This is a genomic window from Pseudomonas sp. S2_C03 (assembly GCF_054668405.1).
The window spans coordinates 5,200,510-5,224,297 of the sequence record NZ_CP162766.1; the positions used below are offsets into that span (position 1 = coordinate 5,200,510).

Consider the following 23,788-nt stretch of genomic DNA (forward strand, 5'->3'; position numbering starts at 1 on the left):
TGGCGACCATCGCGAGCATGCTCGCTCCTACTGGAATAGCATTTATTCCTGAATGGAATATTAAAAATAACATTCATTATTTTCCAATCTAAAAAAGCCATCATATAGTCATACAGCAGGCAAATTGCCGAGAGACGCATAAGCTGCTTTAAGGCAGGATATTGCAGTCGTTCAAATCCCGATTACGCCAACACTCGAAGCGTCTTCATAAGAAAACACAGGGGCTTGTCATGAATTTTTCCGCACTACGTCGAAATCTGCTGGTTGGTTCGCTGGGCCTGGCGCTGAGCGCCGGTCTGCTGGGGCAAGCGGTTGCCGGTGAGCAGCTGCAAAAAATCAAGGACGCGGGCGTGATCAACGTCGGCCTGGAAGGCACCTACCCACCGTTCAGTTTCGTCGACGCCGACGGCAAACTGGCCGGGTTCGAAGTGGAGTTCTCCGAAGCACTGGCCAAAGAGCTGGGCGTGAAGGTCAAACTGCAACCGACCAAATGGGACGGCATCCTCGCAGCCCTGGAGTCCAAGCGCCTGGACGCAGTGATCAACCAGGTGACCATCTCCGAAGAGCGCAAGAAGAAGTATGACTTCTCCGAGCCGTACACCGTTTCCGGTATTCAGGCACTGGTGTTGACCAAGAACAAGGACACCATCAAGACTGCACAAGACCTGTCCGGCAAGAAAGTCGGCGTGGGCCTGGGCACCAACTACGAACAGTGGGTCAAAGCCAATGTGCCTGGCGCAGACGTGCGCACCTATGAAGACGACCCGACCAAGTTCCAGGACCTGCGTGTTGGCCGCATCGACGCCATCCTGATCGACCGTCTGGCCGCGCTGGAATACGCCAAGAAAGCCAAGGACACCACCGCCGCCGGTGAAGCGTTCTCCCGTCAGGAAGCCGGTATCGCCCTGCGCAAAGGTGAACCAGAGCTGCTGGCCGCTGTGAACAAGGCCATCGACAAACTGCGTGCCGACGGCACCCTGGCCAAACTCTCCGAGAAATACTTCAACGCTGACGTCACTAAATAATGGAAGAAGCTTTCCAACTCGCACTGGATTCCGCGCCCTTTCTGCTCAAGGGCGCGTACTACACAGTGATCCTCAGCCTGGGCGGCATGTTCTTCGGGCTGCTGATGGGCTTCGGCCTGGCCTTGATGCGTCTGTCGCGCTTCAAACTGGTGAGCTGGATTGCCCGCATCTACGTGTCGTTCTTTCGCGGCACGCCGTTGCTGGTGCAGCTGTTCGTGATCTATTACGGCTTGCCGCAATTGGGTGTCGAACTTGATCCGCTGCCGGCTGCCCTGATCGGCTTCTCGCTGAACATGGCGGCCTATGCCTGCGAAATCCTGCGTGCCGCCATCAGCTCCATCGAGCGCGGCCAGTGGGAAGCCGCGGCCAGCATCGGCATGACCCGCGCGCAGACCCTGCGCCGGGCCATCCTGCCGCAGGCCATGCGCACGGCCCTGCCGCCGCTGGGCAATAGTTTTATCTCGCTGGTCAAGGACACGGCACTGGCCGCCACCATCCAGGTGCCGGAATTGTTCCGCCAGGCGCAGTTGATCACCGCCCGAACTTTCGAGATTTTCACCATGTATCTGGCCGCCGCGCTGATCTACTGGGTTCTGGCGACGGTGCTTTCGCACCTGCAGAACCAGTTGGAAGCGCGGGTCAATCGGCACGACCAGGAGTCCTGACCCCATGATTGTCGTGGAAAAACTGACAAAGCAGTTCAAGGGTCACGTTGTGCTCAACGGCATCGATCTCGAGGTGAAGGAAGGCGAGGTCGTGGCGATCATCGGGCCGAGCGGCTCGGGCAAAACCACGTTCCTGCGTTGCCTTAACTTCCTCGAAGAACCCAGCAGCGGCCGGATCAAGGTCGGTGACATCGAGATCGATGGCAACCGCCCGTTGAATCAGCAGCAGAGCCTGGTGCGACGCTTGCGCCAGCATGTGGGCTTCGTGTTCCAGAACTTCAACCTGTTCCCCCATCGCACGGCCCTGGAAAACGTCGTGGAAGGTCCGATCGTGGTGAAGAAGACGCCGCCTGCCGAAGCCATTGCCCTGGGCAAGAAGTTGTTGGCCCGGGTCGGGCTGGCGGGCAAGGAAGACGCTTACCCGCGACGCCTCTCCGGTGGTCAGCAACAACGCGTGGCCATCGCCCGCGCGCTGGCGATGGAGCCGGAAGTGATCCTGTTCGACGAGCCGACTTCGGCGCTCGACCCGGAACTGGTGGGTGAAGTGTTGTCGACCATTCGCAGCCTGGCCGAAGAAAAACGCACCATGGTGATCGTCACCCACGAAATGGCTTTTGCCCGTGACGTGGCCAATCGTGTGGTGTTTTTTGACAAGGGCGTGATCGTTGAACAAGGCGAAGCCAAGGCGCTGTTTGCCAATCCAAAAGAAGTACGGACCCAACAGTTTCTTAGCAAATTCCTGAACAACACCCACAACTAAACCCAGCACGCACATATAAACTTCCATGGATGGAAGTTGTTAAATCGACCATTACACCCTGCGTAAGCACCCTCATAATTTCTGCCCTCCGCCGATTTCTGGTGCGGTACATATTTATGTCCTGCTACAAATTCCTGTCGCCTACCATTCACTGACATTCAAACCAGCCTTCGTAAAGGACTGAAGTAAAAAGCTGCGAAAAGCGGCGGATTCTGTGGCCATCTTCGCCAATGCGGCGCTGCCTATTAACCCGCACGCGTAGGAGCTTTCTGAATAACTACCGATGCGATACTTCATCCCCTCACTCTATTGACACTTATTCCTGCGCACTTTTATCTAGCGCCCGATCAAGCCAAATACTTTTTATTGTCATGCAAAGTAATGAGTCGTTTGTTACTCGTTCATTCAGTTATTTCAGAAACGGACTTCGCTGCTTCGCCTCAAGGAGAACCCAATGAAAAACCCCACGAACAAATCCGAACTCGCGCCACCGAGGGTGGCGCAATCCCACAAAAGCGGCATCAACACGACGTCGGCGTCTCACCTGTTGATCGAAGTGGCGCCCTACCCCGGCATGGACGACGGGGATCTGATCGAATTGTTCTGGGACGACTGCTACGTGGCCTCCAAGGTGCTGACCCACCAGGACGTCGGCAAAGCGGTGAACCTTCGAGTGCCCGAAAGCTTTGTTGCCAATGGCTCCTCACGTATTCATTACCGCCTCATGCAGGTAGGTCAGGGGCCTGCGCTGTCCGCCATGACGCCCATCCAGGTAAAGCTCGACTGCCCGGGTGGCCAACCGTGCCCCTTGTGTGGTGACGAAAACCAGAGCCTGGCACCCGTGAGCATCCCGGAAACCATCCGGCGCCAGGGGGTCAACCCGAACCAAATCAAACGCGGCGTTCCCCTGACCATCGAGCCGTACCTGAACATGGCCGTCGATGACGCAATCACCCTGCGCTGGGGTGACGCGCGCATGGACCTGCCACGGCTCAAGGCCAGCGAAGTCGGCCAGCCGATTCATGTCTGGGTACCGCCGTCGATCATTCTTGAAGCCGGTGAAGACCTGCGACTCGAAGTGACCTATTGCATCCTTGACCGGGTGGGTAACAACTCGCGCTGGGCGCCGGCACGCACCTTGAAAATCGGCTGCAGCAACCCGTGCCTGATGGTCCGGACGAAGGAAACATCCTGAACCTCGCACCTTGTTACTGAACGAAGTGCGCCTTTTCACTGTTGCTGCAACAGCAAGTGTTGCCGGGCACACAGTGGGTAGAGACACACTTCTATCCATATTCCAAAAATCTAGTTTATTAAATTTTTATACGCATTTAGGGTATATGAACCGGACCACCGGACCTTCTTTTTTTTACTTCGCCGCCCCCGCGGCGGTTCATGAGATGTGAGGTAGGTATGGTCCGGAACACAATCACCCCAGTGCAGATCGCCAGGGCATTGCATGCAGCCAAGGAGCGGCACTGATGTCCAGTCTTGCAGACGCAATCGTCCAGAGCGATGTGGACATCGCCCCGTTGTTGTTACCCGCCCAAGTCCTGCGCAACGACGCCCAGGCCATCGAGGCAGCCCATGAGTTGGCCCAGGTCGCCCGCTTGCAGGCGGCCAGACGCGATCGTCAGCGCAAGCTGCCCTGGTCAGAAATTGAACAGTTCACCCGCAGCGGCCTGGGCAGCATTGGCATACCGCGCGAATACGGGGGGCCGCAGGTTTCGTTCGTCACCCTGGCTGAGGTGTTCGCGATCATTTCCGCTGCCGATCCGGCGTTGGGCCAGATCCCGCAGAACCAGTTCGGCATTCTCAATCTGGTACTCGGCAGCGCCACCGAAGCGCAGAAAAAGCAGCTGTTCAAAAGCGTACTCGAGGGCTGGCGCATCGGTAACGCAGGACCTGAACGCGGGACCAAACACACTCTGGAACTCAAGGCGCGGATCACCGCTGATGGCGACGGATATATCATCAACGGGCAGAAGTTCTACTCCACCGGCGCCCTGTTCGCGCACTGGGTCGCCGTCAAGGCACTGAACGATGAGGGCAAGCAGGTGCTGGCCTTCGTTCGTCGCGGCACACCAGGCCTGCGTATCGTCGACGATTGGTCCGGGTTCGGTCAGCGTACGACCGCCAGCGGCACCATCCTGCTCAATAACGTGCGGGTCGACGCCGAGCTGGTGGTGGACAACTGGAAGATCAACGAAAAACCCAACACCCAGGGTGCGGTGTCGCAGTTGATTCAAGCGGCCATCGACGCAGGCATCGCCCGTGGCGCCATCGACGATGCCATCGAATTCGTGAAAACCCGCGCCCGCCCCTGGATCGATGCCAAGGTCGAACGCGCCAGCGATGACCTGTATGTGATCGCCGACATCGGCAAACTGAAGATCGAACTGCACGCCGCCGAGGCGCTGCTGCACAAGGCCGCTCAAGTACTGGATCAGGTGCATGCCGCGCCGCTCACTGCCGAGTCCGCCGCACGCGCCTCGATTGCCGTGGCAGAGGCCAAGGTACTGACCACCGAGATCTCGCTGCAGGCCAGCGAGAAGCTGTTCGAGCTGGCCGGCAGCCGCGCCACCCTGGCCGAGTTCAACCTCGACCGCCACTGGCGCAACGCACGCGTGCACACCCTGCATGACCCCGTGCGTTGGAAATACCACGCCGTCGGCGCGTACCGACTGAACGGCACATTGCCGGCCCGTCATTCCTGGATTTAACGACCAGACACCTGGAGAAAACACATGCCTCTTTCTCGTCCCGTCGCGGTCATCACCAGCGATGAGCAAGCCCTGATCGTCGCCACTGACCTGGCCGAAGACTTCAAACGCGACAGCGCACTGCGTGATCGCGAGCGCCGTCTGCCGTACCCGGAGCTGGAAGTATTTTCCCGCTCTGGCCTGTGGGGCATCAGCGTGCCCGGGGAATACGGCGGCGCCGGTGTTTCCAATGTCACACTGGCCAAGGTGATCGCCCTGATCGCCCAGGCCGATGGTTCCCTGGGACAGATCCCGCAAAACCATTTTTACGCCCTCGAAGTGCTGCGCGTAACCGGCAGCGTCGAGCAGAAAAAGCGTCTTTATGCCGAAGTACTCGCCGGTCAACGCTTCGGAAATGCGCTGGCCGAGCTTGGCACCAAAACCGCCCACGACCGCACCACGCGCTTGAGCCGCGACGGTGATGGCTATCGCATCAACGGGCGCAAGTTCTACGCCACCGGCGCCCTCTACGCGCAGCGCATCCCGACTTCGGTGGTGGACGAAAACGGCGTACAGCAACTTGCTTTCGTACCCCATGACAGCAAAGGTTTAACGGTGATCGACGACTGGAGCGGCTTCGGCCAACGCACCACTGGCAGCGGTTCAGTGGTGTTCGAAGACGTATTTGTCGCGACCGAGGATGTGATCCCTTTTCAAAGCGCGTTCGAGACCCCGACCACGGTCGGCCCCCTGGCGCAAATTCTTCACGCCGCCATCGACACTGGCATCGCTCGCGCAGCCTTTGAAGACGCGCTGCATTTCGTGCGGACCAAGACGCGCCCGTGGATCGACGCCACCCATGAAAAAGCCAGCGAAGACCCGCTGACCCTCAAGAGCTTCGGCCACCTGAGCGTTCGTTTGCATGCCGCCGAGGCCTTGTTGGAGCGCGCCGGCGAATTCCTCGACAAGGCGCAGGCCGACACCCGCGCCGATACGGTCGCGGCGGCATCGATTGCAGTCGCCGAAGCCCGCGCCATCAGCACCGAAGTCTCCCTCGCGGCTGGTAGCACGCTGTTCGAACTCGCCGGCAGCCAGGCCACCCTGATCGAACACGGTTACGATCGCCACTGGCGCAACGCGCGGGTCCACACGCTGCACGACCCGGTGCGCTGGAAGTATCACGCCGTGGGCAACTACTACCTCAACGACGAGAATCCTCCACTGCGGGGGACGATCTGATGGCCGGGTCGAAAAAGAAGATCCTGCTCAACGCGTTCAACATGAACTGCATCGGGCACATCAACCATGGTTTGTGGACGCACCCACGGGATACCTCTACCCAATACAAGACCCTCGACTACTGGACCGAGCTGGCGCAATTGCTGGAGCGTGGCCTGTTCGACGGGCTGTTCATCGCCGACATCGTCGGCGTGTATGACGTCTACCAGCACTCAGTTGACGTGCCTCTCAAGGAGTCGATCCAGTTGCCGGTCAACGACCCGCTACTGCTGGTATCGGCCATGGCGGCCGTGACGAAAAACCTCGGGTTCGGCCTGACCGCCAACCTGACCTACGAGCCGCCGTACCTGTTCGCCCGACGCATGTCGACGCTCGATCACCTGAGCAGCGGCCGGGTGGGCTGGAACATTGTCACCGGCTACCTGGACAGCGCGGCCAAGGCCATGGGATTGAGGGAGCAGGTGGAACATGACCGGCGTTACGACCAGGCCGACGAATACTTGCAGGTGCTCTACAAGCTGTGGGAAGGCAGCTGGGAAAACGACGCAGTGCTCAACGACCCGAGCCAGCGCATCTACGCGCAGCCGGAAAAAGTACACAAGGTCGAGCACAGGGGCGAGTTCTATCAGGTCGAGGGTTATCACCTCTGCGAACCTTCGCCGCAGCGCACCCCGGTACTGTTCCAGGCTGGCAGTTCGGACCGTGGGCTGCGCTTCGCCGGCCAGCATGCCGAGTGCGTATTCATCAGCGGTCGGGACAAACCATCGACCCGTGTCCAAGTGGACAAGGTACGCGCCAGCGCTGTCGAGGCCGGGCGTAACCCGCAAGACATCAAAGTGTTCATGGGCCTGAACGTGATTGTCGGCGCCACCCAGGAACAGGCCTGGGCCAAGCATGCCGAGTACCTGAGCTACGCCAGTGCCGAGGCCGGCGTGGCGCATTTCTCGGCGTCCACCGGGATCGATTTTTCCGAGTACGCCATCGACGAGCCGATCCAGTACGTGAAGAGCAACGCGATCCAGTCGGCCACTCAGCACCTGAAAAACAACGACTGGACCCGCCGCAAACTGCTTGAACAACACGCCCTCGGCGGTCGTTACATCACCGTGGTCGGCTCGCCCGAGCAAGTGGCCGATGAGCTGGAATCGTGGATCGCCGAAACCGGCCTGGACGGGTTCAACCTGACGCGCATTGTCACGCCGGAAAGTTATGTCGATTTCATTGATCTGGTGATCCCCGAGCTGCAGCGGCGCGGGTCGTACAAGACCGCGTATGACCAGGGCAGCTTGCGGCAGAAGCTGTTTCGCGAAGGGGATCATTTGCCTGGGCAACATACCGGGTCGGCTTACCGGCGTTAAAAGCATCGCGGGCAAGCCCGCTCCTACAAGGAGCGGCCGTGCCCGCGATGAGGCCAGACCAAACAGCACACATTTCAAATACTGACTGGAAAACCACCATGACCAAACACACCCTCTCCCACCCAGTCAAAGCACTGGCCCTGGCCCTCGGCCTTTTCAGCTCCATCACCTTCGCCGCTGACGCGCCGTTGAAAATCGGCACCACCGCCGCCTTCGCCATTCCGCTGGAGGCCGCCGTCGATGAAGCCAACAAACAAGGCCTGAAAGTCGAACTGGTGGAGTTCACTGACTGGATCGCCCCCAACGTCAGCCTCGCGGCCGGCGACATCGACGTGAACTACTTCCAGCACATCCCGTTCCTGGAAAACGCCAAGGCCGCTGCCGGTTTCGACCTGGTGCCGTTCGCGCCAGGGATCATCAACAACGTCGGCCTCTACTCGAAGAAATACAAAAGCTTCGACGAACTGCCAGAGGGCGCCAGCGTGGCCATCGCCAACGACCCCATCAACAGCGGGCGCGGCTTGCAGCTGCTGGCCAAGGCGGGGCTGATCACACTCAAGCCAGGGGTGGGCTACAAGGCCACCGAAGAAGACATCATCGCCAACCCGAAGAAGATCAAGATCCTGCAGGTCGAAGCCGTGCAACTGGTGCGCGCCTACGACGACGCCGACCTGGTGCAGGGTTACCCGGCCTACATCCGCCTGGCGAAGACGTTCGATGCCGGTTCCGCACTGTTGTTCGACGGCCTGGACCACAAGGAATACGTGATTCAGTTCGTCATTCAGCCCAAGAGCAAAACCGACCCGCGGCTGATCAAGTTCGTCGACATCTACCAACACTCGCCTGCCGTTCGCGCCGCGCTGGACAAGGCTCACGGCAAACTCTATCAAGCCGGTTGGGAAAGCTGAGAATGAGTGCCGCGACGCCACTGCGACTGGAAACTCCAGCGCCCCATAAAGTTGAACAAACAGTCCTGCATCCGCAGCTCAATCACGCGCACGTACGCTTCATCGGCCTGGGGAAGACCTACAACGGCCAGCAAGGTCCAGTGGCCGCGTTGCACGGCATCGACCTGGCGATCCAGCGTGGTGAAGTGTTCGGCATCATCGGCCGCAGCGGCGCCGGCAAATCATCGCTGATCCGTACCATCAATCGACTGGAACAACCGAGCAGCGGCCGCGTGCTGATCGATCAGGTCGACATCGGCGAGTTCGATGAAGACCGCCTTGTGACGCTGCGCCGACGCATCGGAATGATTTTCCAGCACTTCAACCTGATGTCAGCCAAGACCGTGTGGCAGAACGTCGAGCTGCCGTTGAAGGTTGCCGGCGTGCCGAAAGAAAAGCGCGAGCAGAAAGTCCGTGAATTGCTGGAGCTGGTGGGCCTGCAAGCCAAGCACAAGGCTTACCCGGCGCAGCTCTCCGGCGGACAGAAACAGCGCGTCGGCATCGCCCGCGCCCTGGTGCACGACCCCGATATTCTGCTGTGCGATGAAGCCACTTCGGCACTGGACCCGGAGACAACGCAATCGATTCTCGGCCTGTTGCGCGAGATCAACCGGCGCCTGGGCCTGACCATTGTGCTGATCACCCATGAGATGGCCGTGATCCGCGACATCTGCGACCGCGTTGTGGTGCTGGAGCACGGCCGCATTGTCGAGCAAGGGCCTGTGTGGGAAGTCTTCGGCAACCCGCAGCACGAGGTCAGCAAGACCTTGCTCGCCCCGTTGCAGCATGGCTTGCCGGCCGAGTTGCAAAGCCGCCTGCACGTGCAACCGCCCTCTTCTGAAGCTGCGGTGGTCCTTCGCCTGCAGCTCACGGGTAGCGCCACCGATGAACCGGACCTCGCCGCCCTGTTCGCCGCCCTCGGCGGACGGGTGCGCTTGCTCCAGGGCGGTGTCGAACACATTCAAGGGCATGCACTGGGGCAATTGGTGCTGGCGGTGTCCGGGTCAACGCTCGGGACGGAATCGTTGCGCCAGCGTGCGCAAAACTGGGCACAACAGGTCGAGGTGCTGGGCTATGTGGTTTGATCGCTTGCTACAAGGTTTCATCGACACCTTCCTGATGGTCGGTGTGTCCTCATTGATCGCGCTGCTGGCGGGTATTCCCTTGGCGGTGATCCTGGTCACCAGCGGCAAGGACGGCATCTACCAGGCCCCAGCGTTGAACCGTGCACTGGGCGCATTCGTGAATCTGTTCCGCTCGATTCCGTTCCTGATCCTGATGGTCGCGCTGATCCCTTTCACCCGCCTGATCGTCGGCACCACCTACGGCGTGTGGGCCGCCGTGGTGCCGCTGACCATCGCTGCTACGCCGTTCTTCGCGCGGATCGCCGAAGTCAGCCTGCGCGAGGTCGATCACGGTTTGATCGAAGCGGCACAGGCCATGGGCTGCCGTCGCTGGCACATCGTCTGGCATGTGCTCCTGCCCGAAGCGCTCCCCGGCATCGTCGGCGGCTTCACCATCACCCTGGTGACCATGATCAACTCCTCGGCCATGGCCGGAGCAATCGGGGCCGGAGGGTTGGGGGACATTGCGTATCGGTATGGGTATCAGCGCTTTGATAGCCAGATCATGCTGACGGTGATCGTGTTGCTGGTGGCGTTGGTGGCGGTGATTCAGTTGGGTGGGGATCGGTTGGCGCGGGGGTTGAACAAACGGTGAGAGTGGGTGCCCCCTTCAACGCCTGGCAAACAACGACTTGAAGAAAGACTTCTTCGGTCTTTCCCGATGCGGTGGTGCGGCCGCCCAGTCCTGGGCAGGGCGGGGCGCCGGCTGCGCTGTGGCTGCTGGGGCATGACTGCGTGCCAAATCCTCGTTGTAGATTTGCTGGGCAGTCATCCCCGTCGCCTCCATCCTGAAGATGATGTTCATGCCCGCGCTTTCACCCCAGCGCTCTTTGGCTGCCTCCCAAACGCCCTGCTTTTTCAAATACGAGATCAAACCATTGAAGTCCTTTTTGTACATGTTAACCAGGCGCTCGTAGCTTTCGGGCGAGCCGATGGCGTTGATTCTGAGTGTCGAGTCAAACGCCGCGCCTTGAGGAATCGGAGCGTAACTCACAGCGTTCTGCGGCGGCCCGAGTTCTCGGATCAAGCCCTCGACATGGATCGTGGAGTCGGGTTTGTAATGCCCGGAATGGTTGTCGAATATGAATTTGCCCGCATCATGCTCGTCGACTTTCAATATCCCGGCGAACACCGGCAGCCCCATTTGCGGCTGCATGCCCAAATGCTGGAAGTACATGTTGGCAAACAGGCGGAGCTTTCCCTGCTGATCGCGAAACAAGGTAATGGCCTGGCCTGAGGACGACGGGTACCACTCGGAATTTTCGCCTTCGATCACGTTCATTCCCCGGCCATACACCGGGCCGGTACTCATGAACGCGCTTTGCTCCTGGTTCCAGGTCAACTCTTCGAACCATCCTGTGCCTATGGTCTTGTTCATCGGATTGACAATATCGGCGATGAAAATATCCACCGGAAACGACAGCGTGCCTTGCCTGTCGTAGAAGTTGATCGGATTGTTCCGCACCATCGCATAAAGATTGGGCCCGTCCACCTGCCCGGCCGGGTCTGGGCTGATCCAGCGCTGGAGCCAAGGCGCCAGATAACGATGCCCGTAGTGGTACAACCCGGTGGCATCACGCTCCCGACACGAATAGCGCAGGTTCTTGTACTTCGCCACCCATTCGGACTTGCCCGCCCAGCAAGCGGTACCACCGAAGGGATAGTAGTGCTCCTGCGTCAGCACATCCGCGTCCTGGTCCAGTTCGAGCGTGCTGGAGCCCAGATGATCGCTAAGGATGTAACGCAGTTGATCGGCATACACACCTTGCGGCCAATGCAGTGCTCGAACGCTACTGCGCCCCGCTTCGATCGAAATCACGTGGTGCTCTTCACCATCAGCCTGACGGCGTATCTCAAGGTTGGGCAGGTAGCGGACTTCTACTTGCAACGCGCGGCGACTGTTGTGGCTCACGCTTACCTTACGCACCCGGTGACCCGGACGATCATAGGCGTATCGCTCATCATCGCCGGGGTCATCGTGGCGACTGACCAAGGTCACACGACTCAATTGATTGCGTGTGTCCCATGTCATGACTTGTCCGCGCTGTAATGCCAGCTGGTTGCCAGCGGCGTCGAAACCCGCGTCAATATCGGGCTCGCCGGGCAGCGATCCATCCTCACGCCGGGGCAGGCTTCGGTTGCTGTGAGCCGACGTGAACATCGTCAAACCGGGGACGTTGCTGTGATGGCGGTTGATCAGGTTACCGGCCTTGTCGTAGTCGAAACCCTGGGTGTAGTTGCGCCGTTGGTTGGGGTCCAGCGGGATGGGGAGTAAGGCGGGTAATGCAGGGCCGTGGCTCGGAGTAACGACTTCCCAACCTGAAGCTTCGATCAGTTGGTACAGGCTGTCATAACGGTAACGGATGATCGGTTCGACGCGCTGGTTGTTGAACCAGGTTACCGACTGAGCTTTATCCTCCAGTTCGGTGATGTTACCGGCCGGATCGTAGGTGTAGTTCAGGTCCTGCAAAGAGTTTTGACCAGAGACTGATGCAACGGAACGTCGCAAGCGACCATCATCGTCGCCGTAGAAGCATTGCGTTCGTACGCCGTTGCCAGCGGTTTCGCTTTCGACCTGACCCAAGGCGTTGTGATGAACATCGCTGATCAGACACTGCGGCTGCTTCCCTGCCAGCAACAACCAGCTTTCACGCCTCATGCCCGCCACGCCAAAAACGAAGCTTCGGACGTTACCCATGGCATCGGTCTGATGTTCAACATCTCCCGTGGGAAGAAAAGCGTGGCGTGTCACATAGGACTGCTCTTCCAGCCGTTGCTCTCGCTCTTCGAGATCAAGGGGCCAGTCGGGCGTTTCCAATTCGTTGAGAAAGCGCCGACTTTCAACCAACGCAGTACCGAGCAATCCATACTCATCAATGATGCCGGAGCCCGCCGGATCATCATGACGAATCAACCGACCGCATTGATTTCGCGTGGCCGCCCCATCACCGTAACTGAACCGATCCACGACCCGCATCTGTTCAATGACCGTCAGCGGACGCTGCTGGTCGTCGTACTCGAATCGCGTCTGGTTGCCTCGGCCGTCCCAAACCGAGTGCAGTGTACCTGCGTGATTCATCAGTTTCAGTTGCCAACCTGCATCCACACTCTCCGTCAGCACAGGCTGGCCGCTCAGTCCAAACACTGTCGCCTGATTGGCTTTCGTTGAAGTGCCGAAAAGTCGTGGATCCCAGGTTGCAACCGTGCGGCCCACTTCATCGAAAACCTGACGGGTGACGCGCGATTCAATGTCCTCCCCGTCAGCCAGGCGACAATAACCGACGCTGCGGATCGGTCGCGAACGCGGGTCCACAACGGTCAACGTCGGTGTGTCGCGGTGAGCATTCACGGCCTGACAGTCCCTCGCCCCAATCGGCACAGACTGAGACATCGAGCGGCGAACCGATACTGTTAGAAGTAACAGGGGCGACCAGTGGCATAGCGTATATTGGGTCAAATCCCATTGCCGTGCAGCCGACCATGAAACAGTCTCCTACCGACCTCGAACAAATCACCGCCACCACGCTGGGTCATTACAACTCAGTGGCCGAAGGCTTTCGTGAGGGGACACGCGATCATGATGTGAGCCAGAACATCGACGCGCTGTTGCGCCATGTCCATGGCGCGGCGCCGTTCGACATTCTGGATTTTGGCTGCGGCCCGGGGCGGGACCTGCAAGCCTTCACTCGCTTGGGGCACCGGGCCGTAGGCCTGGATGGTTCGGACAAGTTTGCGCAGATGGCGCGCGAGGACAGTGGTTGCGAGGTGTGGCAGCAGGACTTCCTCAAGCTCGACCTGCCAGCCGAACGCTTCGACGGGATTTTTGCCAATGCGGTGCTGTTTCACATTCCCCGTCAGGAGTTGCCTCGCGTTTTGAAGCAATTGCACGGCACCTTGAAGCCGGGCGGAGTGTTGTTCAGCTCCAATCCGCGTGGCGAGAATCAGGAAGGCTGGAACGGCTCGCGGTATGGGGCCTATCACGATCTGGCGGCGTGGCACGGGTTGCTCACCGAGGCGGGGTTTGTGGAGTTGGAGCATTACTACCGGCCAACGGGGTTGCCGCGCGAGCAGCAGCCTTGGTTGGCGAGTGTTTGGCGCAAGGTGTAGGGCTTTGATTCTGCAGTGTGAGAACTGACGCCTTCGCGGGCAAGCCCGCTCCCACAGGAGAGCGAGTTCTACTGAACAACTCGGTCCACTGTGGGAGCGGGCTTGCTCGCGATAGAGCGCGAAGCGCTCTGCTTCTCTACTTTGGCTCGCGGATTTTGTACCAGGCCACATACAGCGCTGGCAAAAACAGTAGCGTCAGCAACGTCGCAATGATGATCCCGCCAATCATCGCGTAAGCCATCGGACCCCAGAACACTTCCCGGGCAATCGGGATCATCCCCAAACTCGCCGCTGCCGCCGTCAACAAGATCGGTCGGCGCCGATGCTCCGTGGCTTGCACCACCGCATCCCAGGGCGTGGAGCCAGCCTTTTCGTAGGCATCGATCTGCGTCACCAGAATCACCGAGTTGCGGATGATGATGCCGATCAGCGCCAGGATCCCGAGAATCGCCACGAAGCCCATCGGCGTGCCAGTGGGGATGAGCGCCAGCACCACGCCAATGAGCCCGAGCGGCGCGACGCTGGCGACCAGGAACACTTTCTGCCCGCTGTGCAACTGGATCATCAGGAACGTGGCCATCAGGAACAGCATCAGCGGCACGACCTTGGCAATCGGGCCCTGGGCCTTGGCGCTCTCCTCCACCGTACCGCCGGTGGCGACTTTGTAACCCACCGGGAGTGAGGCCGCGAACTGATCGATGGTCGGTTTCAGTTGTGTCACCAGGTCGGTCGGTTGAATCTCGTCGCGCACCGCCGCCTTGATGGTGATCGTCGGCTTGCGGTCGCGTCGCCAGACCAGCGGCTGTTCCAGTTCATAGCGCAGGGTGGCGAAAGCGAGCAACGGAATCGAAGTGCCGCTCGGCGTGACGATCTGCAGGTTCTGCAAGGTCTCCGGTGTGCCACGCTCTTCGTCAACCGCACGGCCCACGACATTGATCAGGTAGATGTCGTCATCGACCTGCGTCACCTGCGCCCCGGCGACAATGCTGTTCATCAGGTTGGCCACCTGCTCCGAGGACAACCCCAACTGCCGCACCTTGTCCTGGGCGATGTCGATGCGCAGGACTTTGCCCGGCTCGTTCCAGTCATAAATGATCTCGCCGATGTGGGAGTTTTTGTCCAACTCCGTGGCCAGGGCGATGGCGTGTTTGCGCACCTGGTCGATGTCCTTGCCACTGACCCGGTATTGAATCGGCCGACCGACCGGCGGGCCCATTTCCAGGGCCTGGACATAACTGCCGATACCCACAAAATCCTTGCGCAAGCGCTCACGCAAACGCTGGCTCAGGGCCTCACGCGATTCCAGGCCCTTGCTGACGATGACCAGTTGCGCGTAATACGGGTTTTGCAATTGCTGGTCCAGCGGCAGGTAGAAACGAATCGCCCCTTCGCCGATGTAGGTGCTCCAGCGCTCGATGTCCGGGTCGTCCTTGAACGTCGCCTCGAGTTTGTCCACCGCCTTGCGGGTTTCGGCAATCGAGAGCGTTTTGTGGCAGGTTCAGGTCGACAAGAATTTCCGGGCGGTCCGAGGACGGGAAGAACTGGTTCTGCACGAACTTCATGCAATAGACCGATGCCAGGAACAGGGCGAGGGTGATCCCGATCGCCCACCAGCGATTGCGCATGGACCAGAGCATGCCGTAATTGAAAGCCCGACCCACGCGGCCGGGCTCGGCATTGTGCGGTTTGACCTTGGCGCTGAGGATGTGCACGCCGATCACCGGCGCGAACAATACGGCAACGATCCACGACACCAGCATCGCCACGGCGATCACTGCGAACAGCGTGAAGGTGTACTCGCCCGCCGAACTGGCGTTGAGCCCGATGGGCACAAAACCGGCGACCGTCACCAGCGTACCGGTGAGCATCGGGAAAGCTGTAGAGGTGTAGGCGAACGTGGCGGCCTGCTCCTTGGTCTCACCCATCTCCAGGCGCGTGACCATCATCTCCACCGTGATCATCGCGTCGTCCACCAGAAGGCCCAGGGCGATGATCAACGCGCCGAGGGAAATCCGCTGCATGGTGATGCCGCTGTATTCCATGAACACAAAGACCATGGCCAGCACCAGCGGAATCGAGCAAGCCACCACCAGGCCGGCGCGCACGCCGAGGCTGACGAAGCTGACCAGCATCACGATCACCACCGCTTCGAACAACGCGCTGGTGAAACCGCCGACCGCCTTCTCGACCACCGCCGCCTGGTCGGAGACGTTGTGCACGCCGACGCCCACCGGCAGGTCGGCGGTCAGCTCGGTCATGCGCTGGTGAAGCGCCTTGCCGAATTCCTGGATGTTGCCGCCCTTCTTCATGGCGATGGCCAGGCCGATGGCCTGATGACCGTCGTAGCGAAACTCCGGGTTCGCCGGGTCAACGTAACCACGGCTGATGTCGGCAATGTCCGCCAGGCGATAGAAGCGATCATTGAGCCGCAGGTTGACGTTGGCCAGGTCTTTTTCCGAGGCGAACTGCCCGGTGGTGCGCACCGAGATCCGCTCCGGCCCGGCTTCGATCACCCCCGCCGGGGTCACGGCGTTTTGCGATTGCAGGCTCGACACCACCTGCCGCTCATCAATGCCCAGCGCCGCCAGTTTGCGCGTGGAGAAGTTGAGGTACAGCACCTCATCCTGCTCACCGATCATCTCGATCTTGCCCAACCCCGGCACGTCACGGATCTCGGCACGGACCTGCTCGACGTAATCTCGTAGTTGGCGCAGGGACAGACCGTCAGCGGTGAAGGCATACACCGAGCCGAATACATCACCGAACTCGTCGTTGAACGCAGGACCTTGCAAGCCCTGGGGGAACTGGCCACGGATGTCGTTGATCTTCTTGCGCACCTGGTACCAGATTTCCGGGATGTCCTTGGCGCTGGTGGTGTCACGCAGGAACACGAACACTGTCGACTCACCGGGTCGGGTGTAGCTTTTCACATAGTCGAGGGAGTCCAGTTCCTCGAGTTTTTTCTCGATGCGGTCAGTGACCTGCTTGAGGGTTTCTTCCTGCGTCGCCCCCGGCCAGCGGCTCTGGATGACCATAGTCTTGATGGTGAAAGAAGGGTCCTCTTCGCGCCCCAGGTTCATGTAGGAGAACACCCCCATGAGCAGCGCAACCAGCATCAGGTACCAGATGAACGACTGATGTTTGAGCGCCCATTCGGATAAGTTGAAACTCCCTTTCATCGTGGGCTGTCCTCATCGAGTTTCACTTTTTGCCCAGGCTTCAGGCTGTTAACACCGGCACTCACCACCCGATCGCCGGACTTCACACCGCTGGCCAGGACCATCGTTGAATCGGTACGACTGACCACGTTCACATCACGGGGCGAAACCGTCGCGTTCTGCTGATCGATGACCCAGATCCGGGTTTTGCCGTCGACTTCCTGCAAGGCCGTCAGGGGCAGCTCAATGCGCGGCGCGATCGCCGAGCTGAGGGTGACGCTGATGGCGGTGCCCAGGCGAAAAGCGGGCGGTGTCTCAGCGAGGGTCAGGCGTGCGCGACGGGTACGGGTGGCGCTCTCGGCCTGGGGTTCGATTTCACGCACAGTGGCGGTGGTGCTGATACTCGGGTCGAGCTCTACTGCCACCTTGAACACCACATCAGCCGGCAACTGCTCGACCAGCGTGTCCGGCAGGTCGATCACCGCCTCCTTGATGTCCGGTTGCGCCAGGGTCACCACTTGCTGGCCGGCTGTCACCACTTGCCCGGCTTCGGCATTCCACGCGGTGACGACCGCCTTGTGATCGGTGCGCAGTTCGACATAACCCAGCGCATCCTTGGCCTGATCGACCGCTGACTTCGCCTGATCATGAGCGGCCTGGGTGGTCTTAAGATTGGTTTGCGCCTCGTCCAGCTGGGCCTGGGCACCAACGCCGCGATCGAACAACTCCTGCTGGCGTCGAGCATCGGCCTGGGCGTTGATCAATTGCGCCTGGACCTGCGCCAGATCACCCTGCGCGGCGCGCAACTGGTTTTGCTGATCGGAGGGATCGAGCGTGGCGAGCAAGGTGCCCTTCTCCACTTCCGTGCCGACGTCGACGTTGCGACTGGCAATGCGCCCAGCTATACGAAAACCGACATTGGTCTCAAAGCGAGCCTGGATGTTGCCCGCAAAGCGCCCGAGGGTTTGCTCGTCCAGCGCCTGCACCTCAACCGACAACACCGGGCGTACCGGCTCGGGCGGCGGCTCCTTGTCCGAGCAGGCTGCCAGCATCAGCGCAACGGCAACCAGTAACATCCGCGTCATGGCTGGGCTCCTTCGGCCAGGTCCTTGTAGGTGTTCTCGGCGATCTCGACCTTGACGCCCGGGTGCAACAGTTGGCCGCCAGCGATGATGACCTTTTCGCCTTCTTTGAGGCCGTCACTGATGATGACTTTGCCCGTCAGGTAACGACCGACGGTGACTGTTTGCAATTGCGCAGCGCCCTGCTCGTCCACTCGCCACACGGCCGGCTCGCTGAGATTCTTGGTGAGTGCCGACCACGGCAGCTCGACCGAGGACTTGCCAGGAATCCTGGCGGTCGCACTGACCACCGAGCCGAGCTGCATGCCATCCGGCAGACTGTCGAGGGTAACCTTGACCTGGACCGTCCCGGTCTGCGCAGAGACCGCGGGGGTGATTTCACGCACCGTGCCGGTGGTCTTGATCGCCGGGTTGTCGAGCAGGCTGACCACGATGGTTTTGTCGTCCGGCTCCTGCGCCAGCAGCGACTCGTAGATGTTGAATACGGCATCGCGGCCTCCATCGCGCGCCAGACTGAAAATCGGCACCGTTGCCTGCACCACCTGGCCGACCTCGGCCTGGCGCGCAGTGATGATCCCCGGCGCATCAGCAATCAGCGCGGTGTAACTGAGTTGGTCACGGGCATTGGCCAGTTGCGCCTGGGCGGCGCTCAGCGCACTTTGGCTGCTGCGCAACGCGGCCTGCGCCGAGTCATACTCGCTCTGGCTGGTATAGCCCTTGGGCAGCAATTTTTGTTGACGAACGAAGGCGGCGGCGGACTGGGTCACCCGCGCCTGTTCGGCGACCACCTGGGCCTGGGCGGAATCGACGTTGTTCTGCAGGTCTTTCGGGTCGAGTCTGGCCAGCACCTGCTTGGCCGAAATCCGGTCACCAACATCCACCGATCGCTGGATGATCTTGCCGCCGACCCGGAACGACAGGTCAGTCTGGACCCGTGCCTGCACATCACCGGTGAGGGTCACAGTCGCGGCGTATTCGGCCGGTTTGACCACTTGTACGAATACCCGCGGGCGGTCCTTCTCGACCTGGGGTTTTTCACCGCAGGCGCTCAACAGGACCAGCAGGCCAAGCCCCACCACACACTTCCAACCCGGACCAGCCATGCAGACTCCTTTTGCCTTGGACAAACGTGCCAATGGCGTTACGACTCTGAGCTTAGAACAGGGTTCAAAAGGTGCCTGGCTGGTTAAACATATTGCGCTGCCGTTCCCCTGTAGGAGCGAGCTTGCTCGCGATGGACGTCAACGATAACGCGGGTTGCCTGATATCCCGCGGTGTCTGTGCCTCCATCGCGAGCATGCTCGCTCCTACAGGGGACGGGGGCGATCAATGAAAACTGATCACCCCTGCCACTTGCCGCCTTCGACAATCACGCTCTCAGGCTTGGTGTCATCGCTCAGCTCCTTGCGCACGTACTGGTCGTAGAGCTTGAGCAGGTACTTCTCTTCACCCAGCTTGGCCAATTCGGCGTTGACCCAGTCGCGCAGTTCTATGTTGCCCTTCTTCACCGCCGGGGCGATTGGCGCTTCGGCGCCCAGGGTCTGCGGCAGCACGCGGTAGCCCGGGTTCTGCTTGGCCCAACTGAACAGCACCAGGTTGTCCTGGGCATAGGCGTCTCCACGACCATTGGCCAAGGCTTGCAGGGACTCGGAATTTTTCTCGAACTTGAGCAGTTTCCAGTCCGGGTGGTTCTTGGTCAGCCAGATGTCCGCTGTGGTGCCGGTGGTGACGATGGTGGTGCGACTCGCCAAGTCATCCAGGGTTTTCACTTCGCTGGTTTGTGGCACCAGCGCCTGGACCGCGACTTTCAGGTTCGGGTTGGTGAAGTCCACCGCTTCCTTGCGCTCCGGGGTCACGGTCATGTTGGCCAGGATCAAATCGACCTTGTCACTCTGCAGGAATGGAATGCGGCTAGCCGGTTCGACCGCAACGAACTCGACCTTGTTTTCATCGCCCAGCAAATCCTTGGCGAATTGGCGGCCAATGTCGGTATCGAAACCCACATAACGCCCCGACTCGTTGACGAATCCAAACGGCGGCTTGTCAGTGAAGACGCCGACGATCAGCTTGTCCCGCGCCTTGATCTTGTCCAGGTAACCGGCCGGTGCGGCGCTTTCGCTGGCCACTTTCGGCTTGGCGGGTTCTTCGGTCTTATTGCAGCCGGCCAACAACGCAAGGCCGAGCAGCGGGAGTAACAACAGTGAAGACTTGGCAGTTTTCATGGCAGTTCCTTTGTTTGAGTCGTTTTCGGTAGGGCGGCGACGTAGGAGAACTTCTCCAGGAACTGCTGCGCTCGTGCGGTTTGCGGGTTCGTAAAGAAAGTCTCGGGAGGGTTCTGTTCAAGGATTCGCCCGGCATCCATGAACACGATTCGGTCGGCCACGGCGCGGGCGAAGGCCATTTCGTGGGTGACGATCAGCAGCGTCATACCTTCTCGGGCCAGGCCCTGGATGACTTCCAGCACTTCCTTGACCATTTCCGGGTCGAGAGCGGCGGTGACTTCATCGAACAACATGACCTTGGGGTTCATGCACAGCGAGCGGACAATGGCAATTCGTTGCTGCTGGCCGCCGGAGAGCTGACGGGGAAAGACGTCGCGCTTGTCCAGCAAACCGACGCGAGCCAACAAGGCCTCGGCTTGAGACCGCGCCTCACGGCGCTCGCGTTTTTGCACCTTGACCGGACCGAGCAGCAGGTTGTCGAGTACGCTCATGTGCGGGAACAGGTGATAACTCTGGAACACCATGCCGATCTGCTGCCGCACCTCGCGCCAGTCGGTGCGTGGGGCCAGCAGCTCGCGACCGGCAAACCTGAGGCTGCCGCCGTGGGCGGTCTCCAGGCCGTTGAGGCAACGCAACAACGTGCTTTTGCCGCAACCGCTGGGGCCGAGTATGACGATCACTTCGCCAGGCTTGACCTGCAGATCGATGCCCTCGAGCACCTGCTGCTCGCCGAAAAACTTGTTGAAACCCTTGAACTCGATCAGTGCGCTCATGCTTGCGTCCAGCGTCGCTCCAGCACACGCGAGGCGGCTGAAAGCGGGTAGCAAATGAAAAAGAAAAACAGGAACAGCGCGCCATAGATCAGCACCGATTCGTAGGTGCGTTCGATGATCTGCTGGCCGACCTTGATCACGTCCACCACACCGATCAGCACCGCCAGCGAGCTGGTCTTGATGATCCGCGTGTAGACGTTGATGGTCGGCGGCGTCATGCGTTTCAGCGCCTGGGGCAACAACACGTAGCCGTAGAGCTGCGCGCCATCCAGGCCGATCGACAACCCCGCTTCACGCTGCCCACGCGGCAACGATTGCAAAGCGCCGCGCACCACCTCGCCGACCTCGCTGGCGCCCCACAAGGACAGGACCAGCACCGCACACCAAAAACTCGCAATGCTCAGGCCGAAGAAAATGGGAAGCCCAAAGAACAACAGGTACAACCAGACCAGCACCGGAATCGCTCGGAACAGCTCCAGGTACACCCGCAAAATCGCGTTCAGCCATCTCGAGTTGAGCGTGCGCAGGACACCGTAGAAAATGCCGCCCACGGTGCTGATGGCAATGCTCAGGAAGGAGATCGACAGGGTTTGCGCAGCGCCCTTGCCCAGTTGCGGCAACGATACCCACAACAACTCAAGACCCGAACTGGCCATGCTGGAGCCTCCTTTCGAGACGGCTGAGCAACAGCGACAACGGCAAAAACAACAGCACGCAAATCAGCGTCAGCACGGCGAGCATTTCGTAGGTTTTGTAGTAGAGCGCGATGTAGCTTTTGGTGGTGTAGAGAATCTCCGGCACCGCCACGGCCGAGACCACGGTGGTTTCCTTGAGCAGGAAAATGAAATTGGCGAACAACGATGGCAGGCTGAGGATGCCGGCTTGCGGCAGGATCACGTAGCGCAGCAACTGGCCGTGGGACAACCCAATGGAGCGTCCGGATTCCAATTGCGCCGCTGGCACCGCTTCCACCCCGGCACGCAGCACTTCGGTGAGGTAGGCACCGCCCAGGAATGTCATGGTGATGATCGCGGCGGTAAAGCCAGAGACCTTGATTCCCAGCGCCGGCAGCGCGAAGTACACGAAAAAAAGCTGGATCAACAAAGGTGTGTTGCGCGCCAGCTCCACGTAAATCCCCACCAGGCGCCGCAGGTAAGGCGTGCGGAACACCAGGATCGTTGCGTTGAGCACGGCCACCAGCAACGATGTGCCGATGGCGATAAAGCCGACCTGCAAGGTCACGCCCACGGCGGTGAGAAACGCCGGCAGGGTGCTGAGGATGAAGGCGTAATCGAAGTTCATGAAACATCCTGGACGCCGCTCGGTAAGCGACGGTGGTGCAGTCCATGGGCAGTGGATGACTGCCCGGCAAGCACCGACTTTATAGGTATAAGAAATTAATTTTAAATACCGTTAAAGCATATCTATATCACGCAAAAACCTATCCTGCGAATTTGCTGGAATGCCGGATCACGACTACTTTTCCAAGCGCTGCGGGAGGGATTGTTCACTTCTGCCCTCCAAGGACGCACAGCGTTGGCCAGCCCCTGGCCTCACATCACAAGGAAGAACAATATGGCTGACGTAAGAACACCGAAACGCCTGGACCCGCAGGACATTCTGAAACTGCTGGTGGCGTTGCGCAGGGCATTGAAGGCCGGGGTGGCCTGAGGCGGGAACGAGCACGCCGACGCTGTGCAAGCCGTCGGCGTTTTAAACCCTGAAGGGGTTCGATGTTGCGTTGAATCAGAACGCCGGCAGTACTGCGCCGCTGTACTTCTTCTCGATGAACGCTTTCACTTCCGGGCTGGTCAATGCCTTGGCCAGTTTCTGGATGGCGACGCTGTCCTTGTTGTCCGGACGGGCCACCAGGAAGTTCACGTAAGGCGAATCGGCACCCTCGATCACCAGCGCGTCTTTTGCCGGGTTCAAACCAGCTTCCAGTGCGTAGTTGGTGTTGATCATGTCCAGGTCAACCTGGTCCAGAACACGTGGCAGCATGGCCGATTCCAGTTCCTTGAACTTGAAGTTGTGCGGGTTCTTGGCGATGTCTTTCGGAGTGGCCAGGGCGTTTTTCGGGTCTTTCAACTCGATCAGGCCAGCCTTCTGCAGCAGGATCAGGGCACGGCCGCTGTTGCTGCCTTCATTCGGGATCGCAATGGTCGCGCCGTCTTTGAGTTCAGCCAGGGTTTTGACTTTCTTCGAGTAACCACCGAACGGTTCAACGTGAACGCCGATCACGGTTTCCAGGTGTGTGCCTTTACCTTCGTTGAAGCTCTTGAGGTATGGCAGAGTCTGGAAGTAGTTGGCGTCCAGGCGCTTCTGATCAACCTGTACGTTGGGCTGAACGTAGTCGGTGAACACTTTGATTTCCAGGTCCACGCCTTCTTTGGCGAGGGTTGGCTTGATCAACTCGAGAATCTCGGCGTGCGGGATCGGGGTGGCCGCCACCACCAGTTTCTCGCCAGCCTGGGCCAGGCCCGTGGTCAGGGCAGCCGCCAATGCGGTGAACAACAGAACCTTTTTCATGCAGTGTCCTTATCGAAAATCACGGTCGTCATCGACGACGGCTTTAGTACGTGTGCCAGTGATGTGCTATCGCTGGCGTGGAGCGGACAATACCGGG

The 23,788-nt window shown here is 59.9% G+C and carries 19 protein-coding genes and 1 pseudogene; 11 read left to right on the plus strand and 9 right to left on the minus strand.

What is annotated here, in order from left to right; all coding sequences use genetic code 11:
• The first annotated feature begins 230 nt into the window (after positions 1–230).
• From tcyJ to AB4N64_RS23975, 10 genes are all read left to right on the plus strand, one after another.
• Positions 231–1,025: a cystine ABC transporter substrate-binding protein gene (tcyJ, locus tag AB4N64_RS23930; protein ID WP_460119114.1), complete on the plus strand. Its 795-nt coding sequence runs from the start codon at positions 231–233 to the stop codon at positions 1,023–1,025.
• On the plus strand, positions 1,025–1,690 hold the full coding sequence (gene tcyL / locus AB4N64_RS23935; protein ID WP_192307450.1) for a cystine ABC transporter permease: 666 nt from the start codon (positions 1,025–1,027) through the stop codon (positions 1,688–1,690). The genes tcyJ and tcyL overlap by 1 nt, the downstream gene beginning before the upstream one ends.
• A gap of 4 nt (positions 1,691–1,694) precedes the next feature.
• Positions 1,695–2,450, plus strand: a complete 756-nt coding sequence (gene tcyN, locus AB4N64_RS23940) for an L-cystine ABC transporter ATP-binding protein TcyN (protein ID WP_460119116.1) — start codon at positions 1,695–1,697, stop codon at positions 2,448–2,450.
• Between the two features lie 454 nt (positions 2,451–2,904).
• Positions 2,905–3,645 carry a hypothetical protein gene (locus AB4N64_RS23945; RefSeq protein WP_460119118.1) on the plus strand — a complete coding sequence of 247 codons (741 nt, stop codon included), beginning with the start codon at positions 2,905–2,907 and terminating at the stop codon, positions 3,643–3,645.
• Positions 3,646–3,931: 286 nt separating this feature from the next.
• The gene (locus tag AB4N64_RS23950) at positions 3,932–5,173 is read left to right on the plus strand and encodes an SfnB family sulfur acquisition oxidoreductase (protein ID WP_460119120.1); all 1,242 of its coding nucleotides are present in this window, start codon (positions 3,932–3,934) and stop codon (positions 5,171–5,173) included.
• A 24-nt stretch (positions 5,174–5,197) separates the two neighbouring features.
• Entirely contained in the window at positions 5,198–6,391 is a 1,194-nt protein-coding gene (locus tag AB4N64_RS23955) for an SfnB family sulfur acquisition oxidoreductase (RefSeq protein ID WP_460119122.1), read from the plus strand.
• Positions 6,391–7,749: an LLM class flavin-dependent oxidoreductase gene (locus tag AB4N64_RS23960; protein WP_460119124.1), complete on the plus strand. Its 1,359-nt coding sequence runs from the start codon at positions 6,391–6,393 to the stop codon at positions 7,747–7,749. Before AB4N64_RS23955 ends, AB4N64_RS23960 begins: the two co-directional genes overlap by 1 nt.
• Positions 7,750–7,847: 98 nt before the next feature.
• On the plus strand, positions 7,848–8,657 hold the full coding sequence (locus AB4N64_RS23965) for a MetQ/NlpA family ABC transporter substrate-binding protein (RefSeq protein ID WP_460119126.1): 810 nt from the start codon (positions 7,848–7,850) through the stop codon (positions 8,655–8,657).
• A 2-nt stretch (positions 8,658–8,659) separates the two neighbouring features.
• A complete protein-coding gene (locus AB4N64_RS23970; protein WP_460119128.1) occupies positions 8,660–9,781 on the plus strand; it encodes a methionine ABC transporter ATP-binding protein in 1,122 nt (373 codons plus the stop codon).
• Positions 9,771–10,415, plus strand: a complete 645-nt coding sequence (locus AB4N64_RS23975) for a methionine ABC transporter permease (RefSeq protein WP_460119130.1) — start codon at positions 9,771–9,773, stop codon at positions 10,413–10,415. Before AB4N64_RS23970 ends, AB4N64_RS23975 begins: the two co-directional genes overlap by 11 nt.
• A 15-nt stretch (positions 10,416–10,430) precedes the next feature.
• On the opposite strand, the gene AB4N64_RS23980 is transcribed toward AB4N64_RS23975, so the two are convergent.
• The gene (locus AB4N64_RS23980; protein ID WP_460119132.1) at positions 10,431–13,169 is read right to left on the minus strand and encodes an RHS repeat domain-containing protein; all 2,739 of its coding nucleotides are present in this window, start codon (positions 13,167–13,169) and stop codon (positions 10,431–10,433) included.
• A 131-nt stretch (positions 13,170–13,300) separates the two neighbouring features.
• Here AB4N64_RS23980 and AB4N64_RS23985 point away from each other — a divergent pair, with 131 nt between their 5' ends.
• A complete protein-coding gene (locus AB4N64_RS23985; protein ID WP_460119134.1) occupies positions 13,301–13,927 on the plus strand; it encodes a class I SAM-dependent methyltransferase in 627 nt (208 codons plus the stop codon).
• Between the two features lie 136 nt (positions 13,928–14,063).
• Here AB4N64_RS23985 and AB4N64_RS23990 read toward each other — a convergent pair.
• From AB4N64_RS23990 to AB4N64_RS24025, 8 genes and pseudogenes are all read right to left on the minus strand, one after another.
• A pseudogene (locus AB4N64_RS23990) lies at positions 14,064–17,106 on the minus strand (efflux RND transporter permease subunit).
• Positions 17,103–18,170 (minus strand): efflux RND transporter periplasmic adaptor subunit, encoded by a 1,068-nt coding sequence (locus tag AB4N64_RS23995; RefSeq protein ID WP_460119136.1) that lies wholly within the window; start codon positions 18,168–18,170, stop codon positions 17,103–17,105. The pseudogene AB4N64_RS23990 and the gene AB4N64_RS23995 overlap by 4 nt, the downstream one beginning before the upstream one ends.
• Positions 18,167–19,270, minus strand: coding sequence for an efflux RND transporter periplasmic adaptor subunit (locus AB4N64_RS24000; protein WP_460119138.1), 1,104 nt, complete (start codon positions 19,268–19,270; stop codon positions 18,167–18,169). The genes AB4N64_RS23995 and AB4N64_RS24000 overlap by 4 nt, the downstream gene beginning before the upstream one ends.
• A gap of 237 nt (positions 19,271–19,507) precedes the next feature.
• Positions 19,508–20,389: a transporter substrate-binding domain-containing protein gene (locus tag AB4N64_RS24005; protein WP_460119140.1), complete on the minus strand. Its 882-nt coding sequence runs from the start codon at positions 20,387–20,389 to the stop codon at positions 19,508–19,510.
• Positions 20,386–21,162 carry an amino acid ABC transporter ATP-binding protein gene (locus AB4N64_RS24010; RefSeq protein WP_460119142.1) on the minus strand — a complete coding sequence of 259 codons (777 nt, stop codon included), beginning with the start codon at positions 21,160–21,162 and terminating at the stop codon, positions 20,386–20,388. The genes AB4N64_RS24005 and AB4N64_RS24010 overlap by 4 nt, the downstream gene beginning before the upstream one ends.
• On the minus strand, positions 21,159–21,818 hold the full coding sequence (locus AB4N64_RS24015) for an amino acid ABC transporter permease (protein WP_460119144.1): 660 nt from the start codon (positions 21,816–21,818) through the stop codon (positions 21,159–21,161). Before AB4N64_RS24015 ends, AB4N64_RS24010 begins: the two co-directional genes overlap by 4 nt.
• Positions 21,799–22,464, minus strand: coding sequence for an amino acid ABC transporter permease (locus tag AB4N64_RS24020; protein WP_460119146.1), 666 nt, complete (start codon positions 22,462–22,464; stop codon positions 21,799–21,801). Before AB4N64_RS24020 ends, AB4N64_RS24015 begins: the two co-directional genes overlap by 20 nt.
• Before the next feature lie 444 nt (positions 22,465–22,908).
• Entirely contained in the window at positions 22,909–23,691 is a 783-nt protein-coding gene (locus AB4N64_RS24025; RefSeq protein ID WP_095192416.1) for a MetQ/NlpA family ABC transporter substrate-binding protein, read from the minus strand.
• Positions 23,692–23,788 lie beyond the last annotated feature (97 nt).

Bases quoted from the DNA above. Each gene is read 5' to 3' on its own strand.
- tcyJ (WP_460119114.1), top strand. From the start codon at position 231: ATGAATTTTTCCGCACTACGTCGAAATCTGCTGGTTGGTTCGCTGGGC.
- tcyL (WP_192307450.1), top strand. From the start codon at position 1,025: ATGGAAGAAGCTTTCCAACTCGCACTGGATTCCGCGCCCTTTCTGCTC.
- tcyN (WP_460119116.1), top strand. From the start codon at position 1,695: ATGATTGTCGTGGAAAAACTGACAAAGCAGTTCAAGGGTCACGTTGTG.
- AB4N64_RS23945 (WP_460119118.1), top strand. From the start codon at position 2,905: ATGAAAAACCCCACGAACAAATCCGAACTCGCGCCACCGAGGGTGGCG.
- AB4N64_RS23950 (WP_460119120.1), top strand. From the start codon at position 3,932: ATGTCCAGTCTTGCAGACGCAATCGTCCAGAGCGATGTGGACATCGCC.
- AB4N64_RS23955 (WP_460119122.1), top strand. From the start codon at position 5,198: ATGCCTCTTTCTCGTCCCGTCGCGGTCATCACCAGCGATGAGCAAGCC.
- AB4N64_RS23960 (WP_460119124.1), top strand. From the start codon at position 6,391: ATGGCCGGGTCGAAAAAGAAGATCCTGCTCAACGCGTTCAACATGAAC.
- AB4N64_RS23965 (WP_460119126.1), top strand. From the start codon at position 7,848: ATGACCAAACACACCCTCTCCCACCCAGTCAAAGCACTGGCCCTGGCC.
- AB4N64_RS23970 (WP_460119128.1), top strand. From the start codon at position 8,660: ATGAGTGCCGCGACGCCACTGCGACTGGAAACTCCAGCGCCCCATAAA.
- AB4N64_RS23975 (WP_460119130.1), top strand. From the start codon at position 9,771: ATGTGGTTTGATCGCTTGCTACAAGGTTTCATCGACACCTTCCTGATG.
- AB4N64_RS23985 (WP_460119134.1), top strand. From the start codon at position 13,301: ATGAAACAGTCTCCTACCGACCTCGAACAAATCACCGCCACCACGCTG.
- AB4N64_RS23995 (WP_460119136.1), bottom strand. From the start codon at position 18,170: ATGACGCGGATGTTACTGGTTGCCGTTGCGCTGATGCTGGCAGCCTGC.
- AB4N64_RS24000 (WP_460119138.1), bottom strand. From the start codon at position 19,270: ATGGCTGGTCCGGGTTGGAAGTGTGTGGTGGGGCTTGGCCTGCTGGTC.
- AB4N64_RS24005 (WP_460119140.1), bottom strand. From the start codon at position 20,389: ATGAAAACTGCCAAGTCTTCACTGTTGTTACTCCCGCTGCTCGGCCTT.
- AB4N64_RS24010 (WP_460119142.1), bottom strand. From the start codon at position 21,162: ATGAGCGCACTGATCGAGTTCAAGGGTTTCAACAAGTTTTTCGGCGAG.
- AB4N64_RS24015 (WP_460119144.1), bottom strand. From the start codon at position 21,818: ATGGCCAGTTCGGGTCTTGAGTTGTTGTGGGTATCGTTGCCGCAACTG.
- AB4N64_RS24020 (WP_460119146.1), bottom strand. From the start codon at position 22,464: ATGAACTTCGATTACGCCTTCATCCTCAGCACCCTGCCGGCGTTTCTC.
- AB4N64_RS24025 (WP_095192416.1), bottom strand. From the start codon at position 23,691: ATGAAAAAGGTTCTGTTGTTCACCGCATTGGCGGCTGCCCTGACCACG.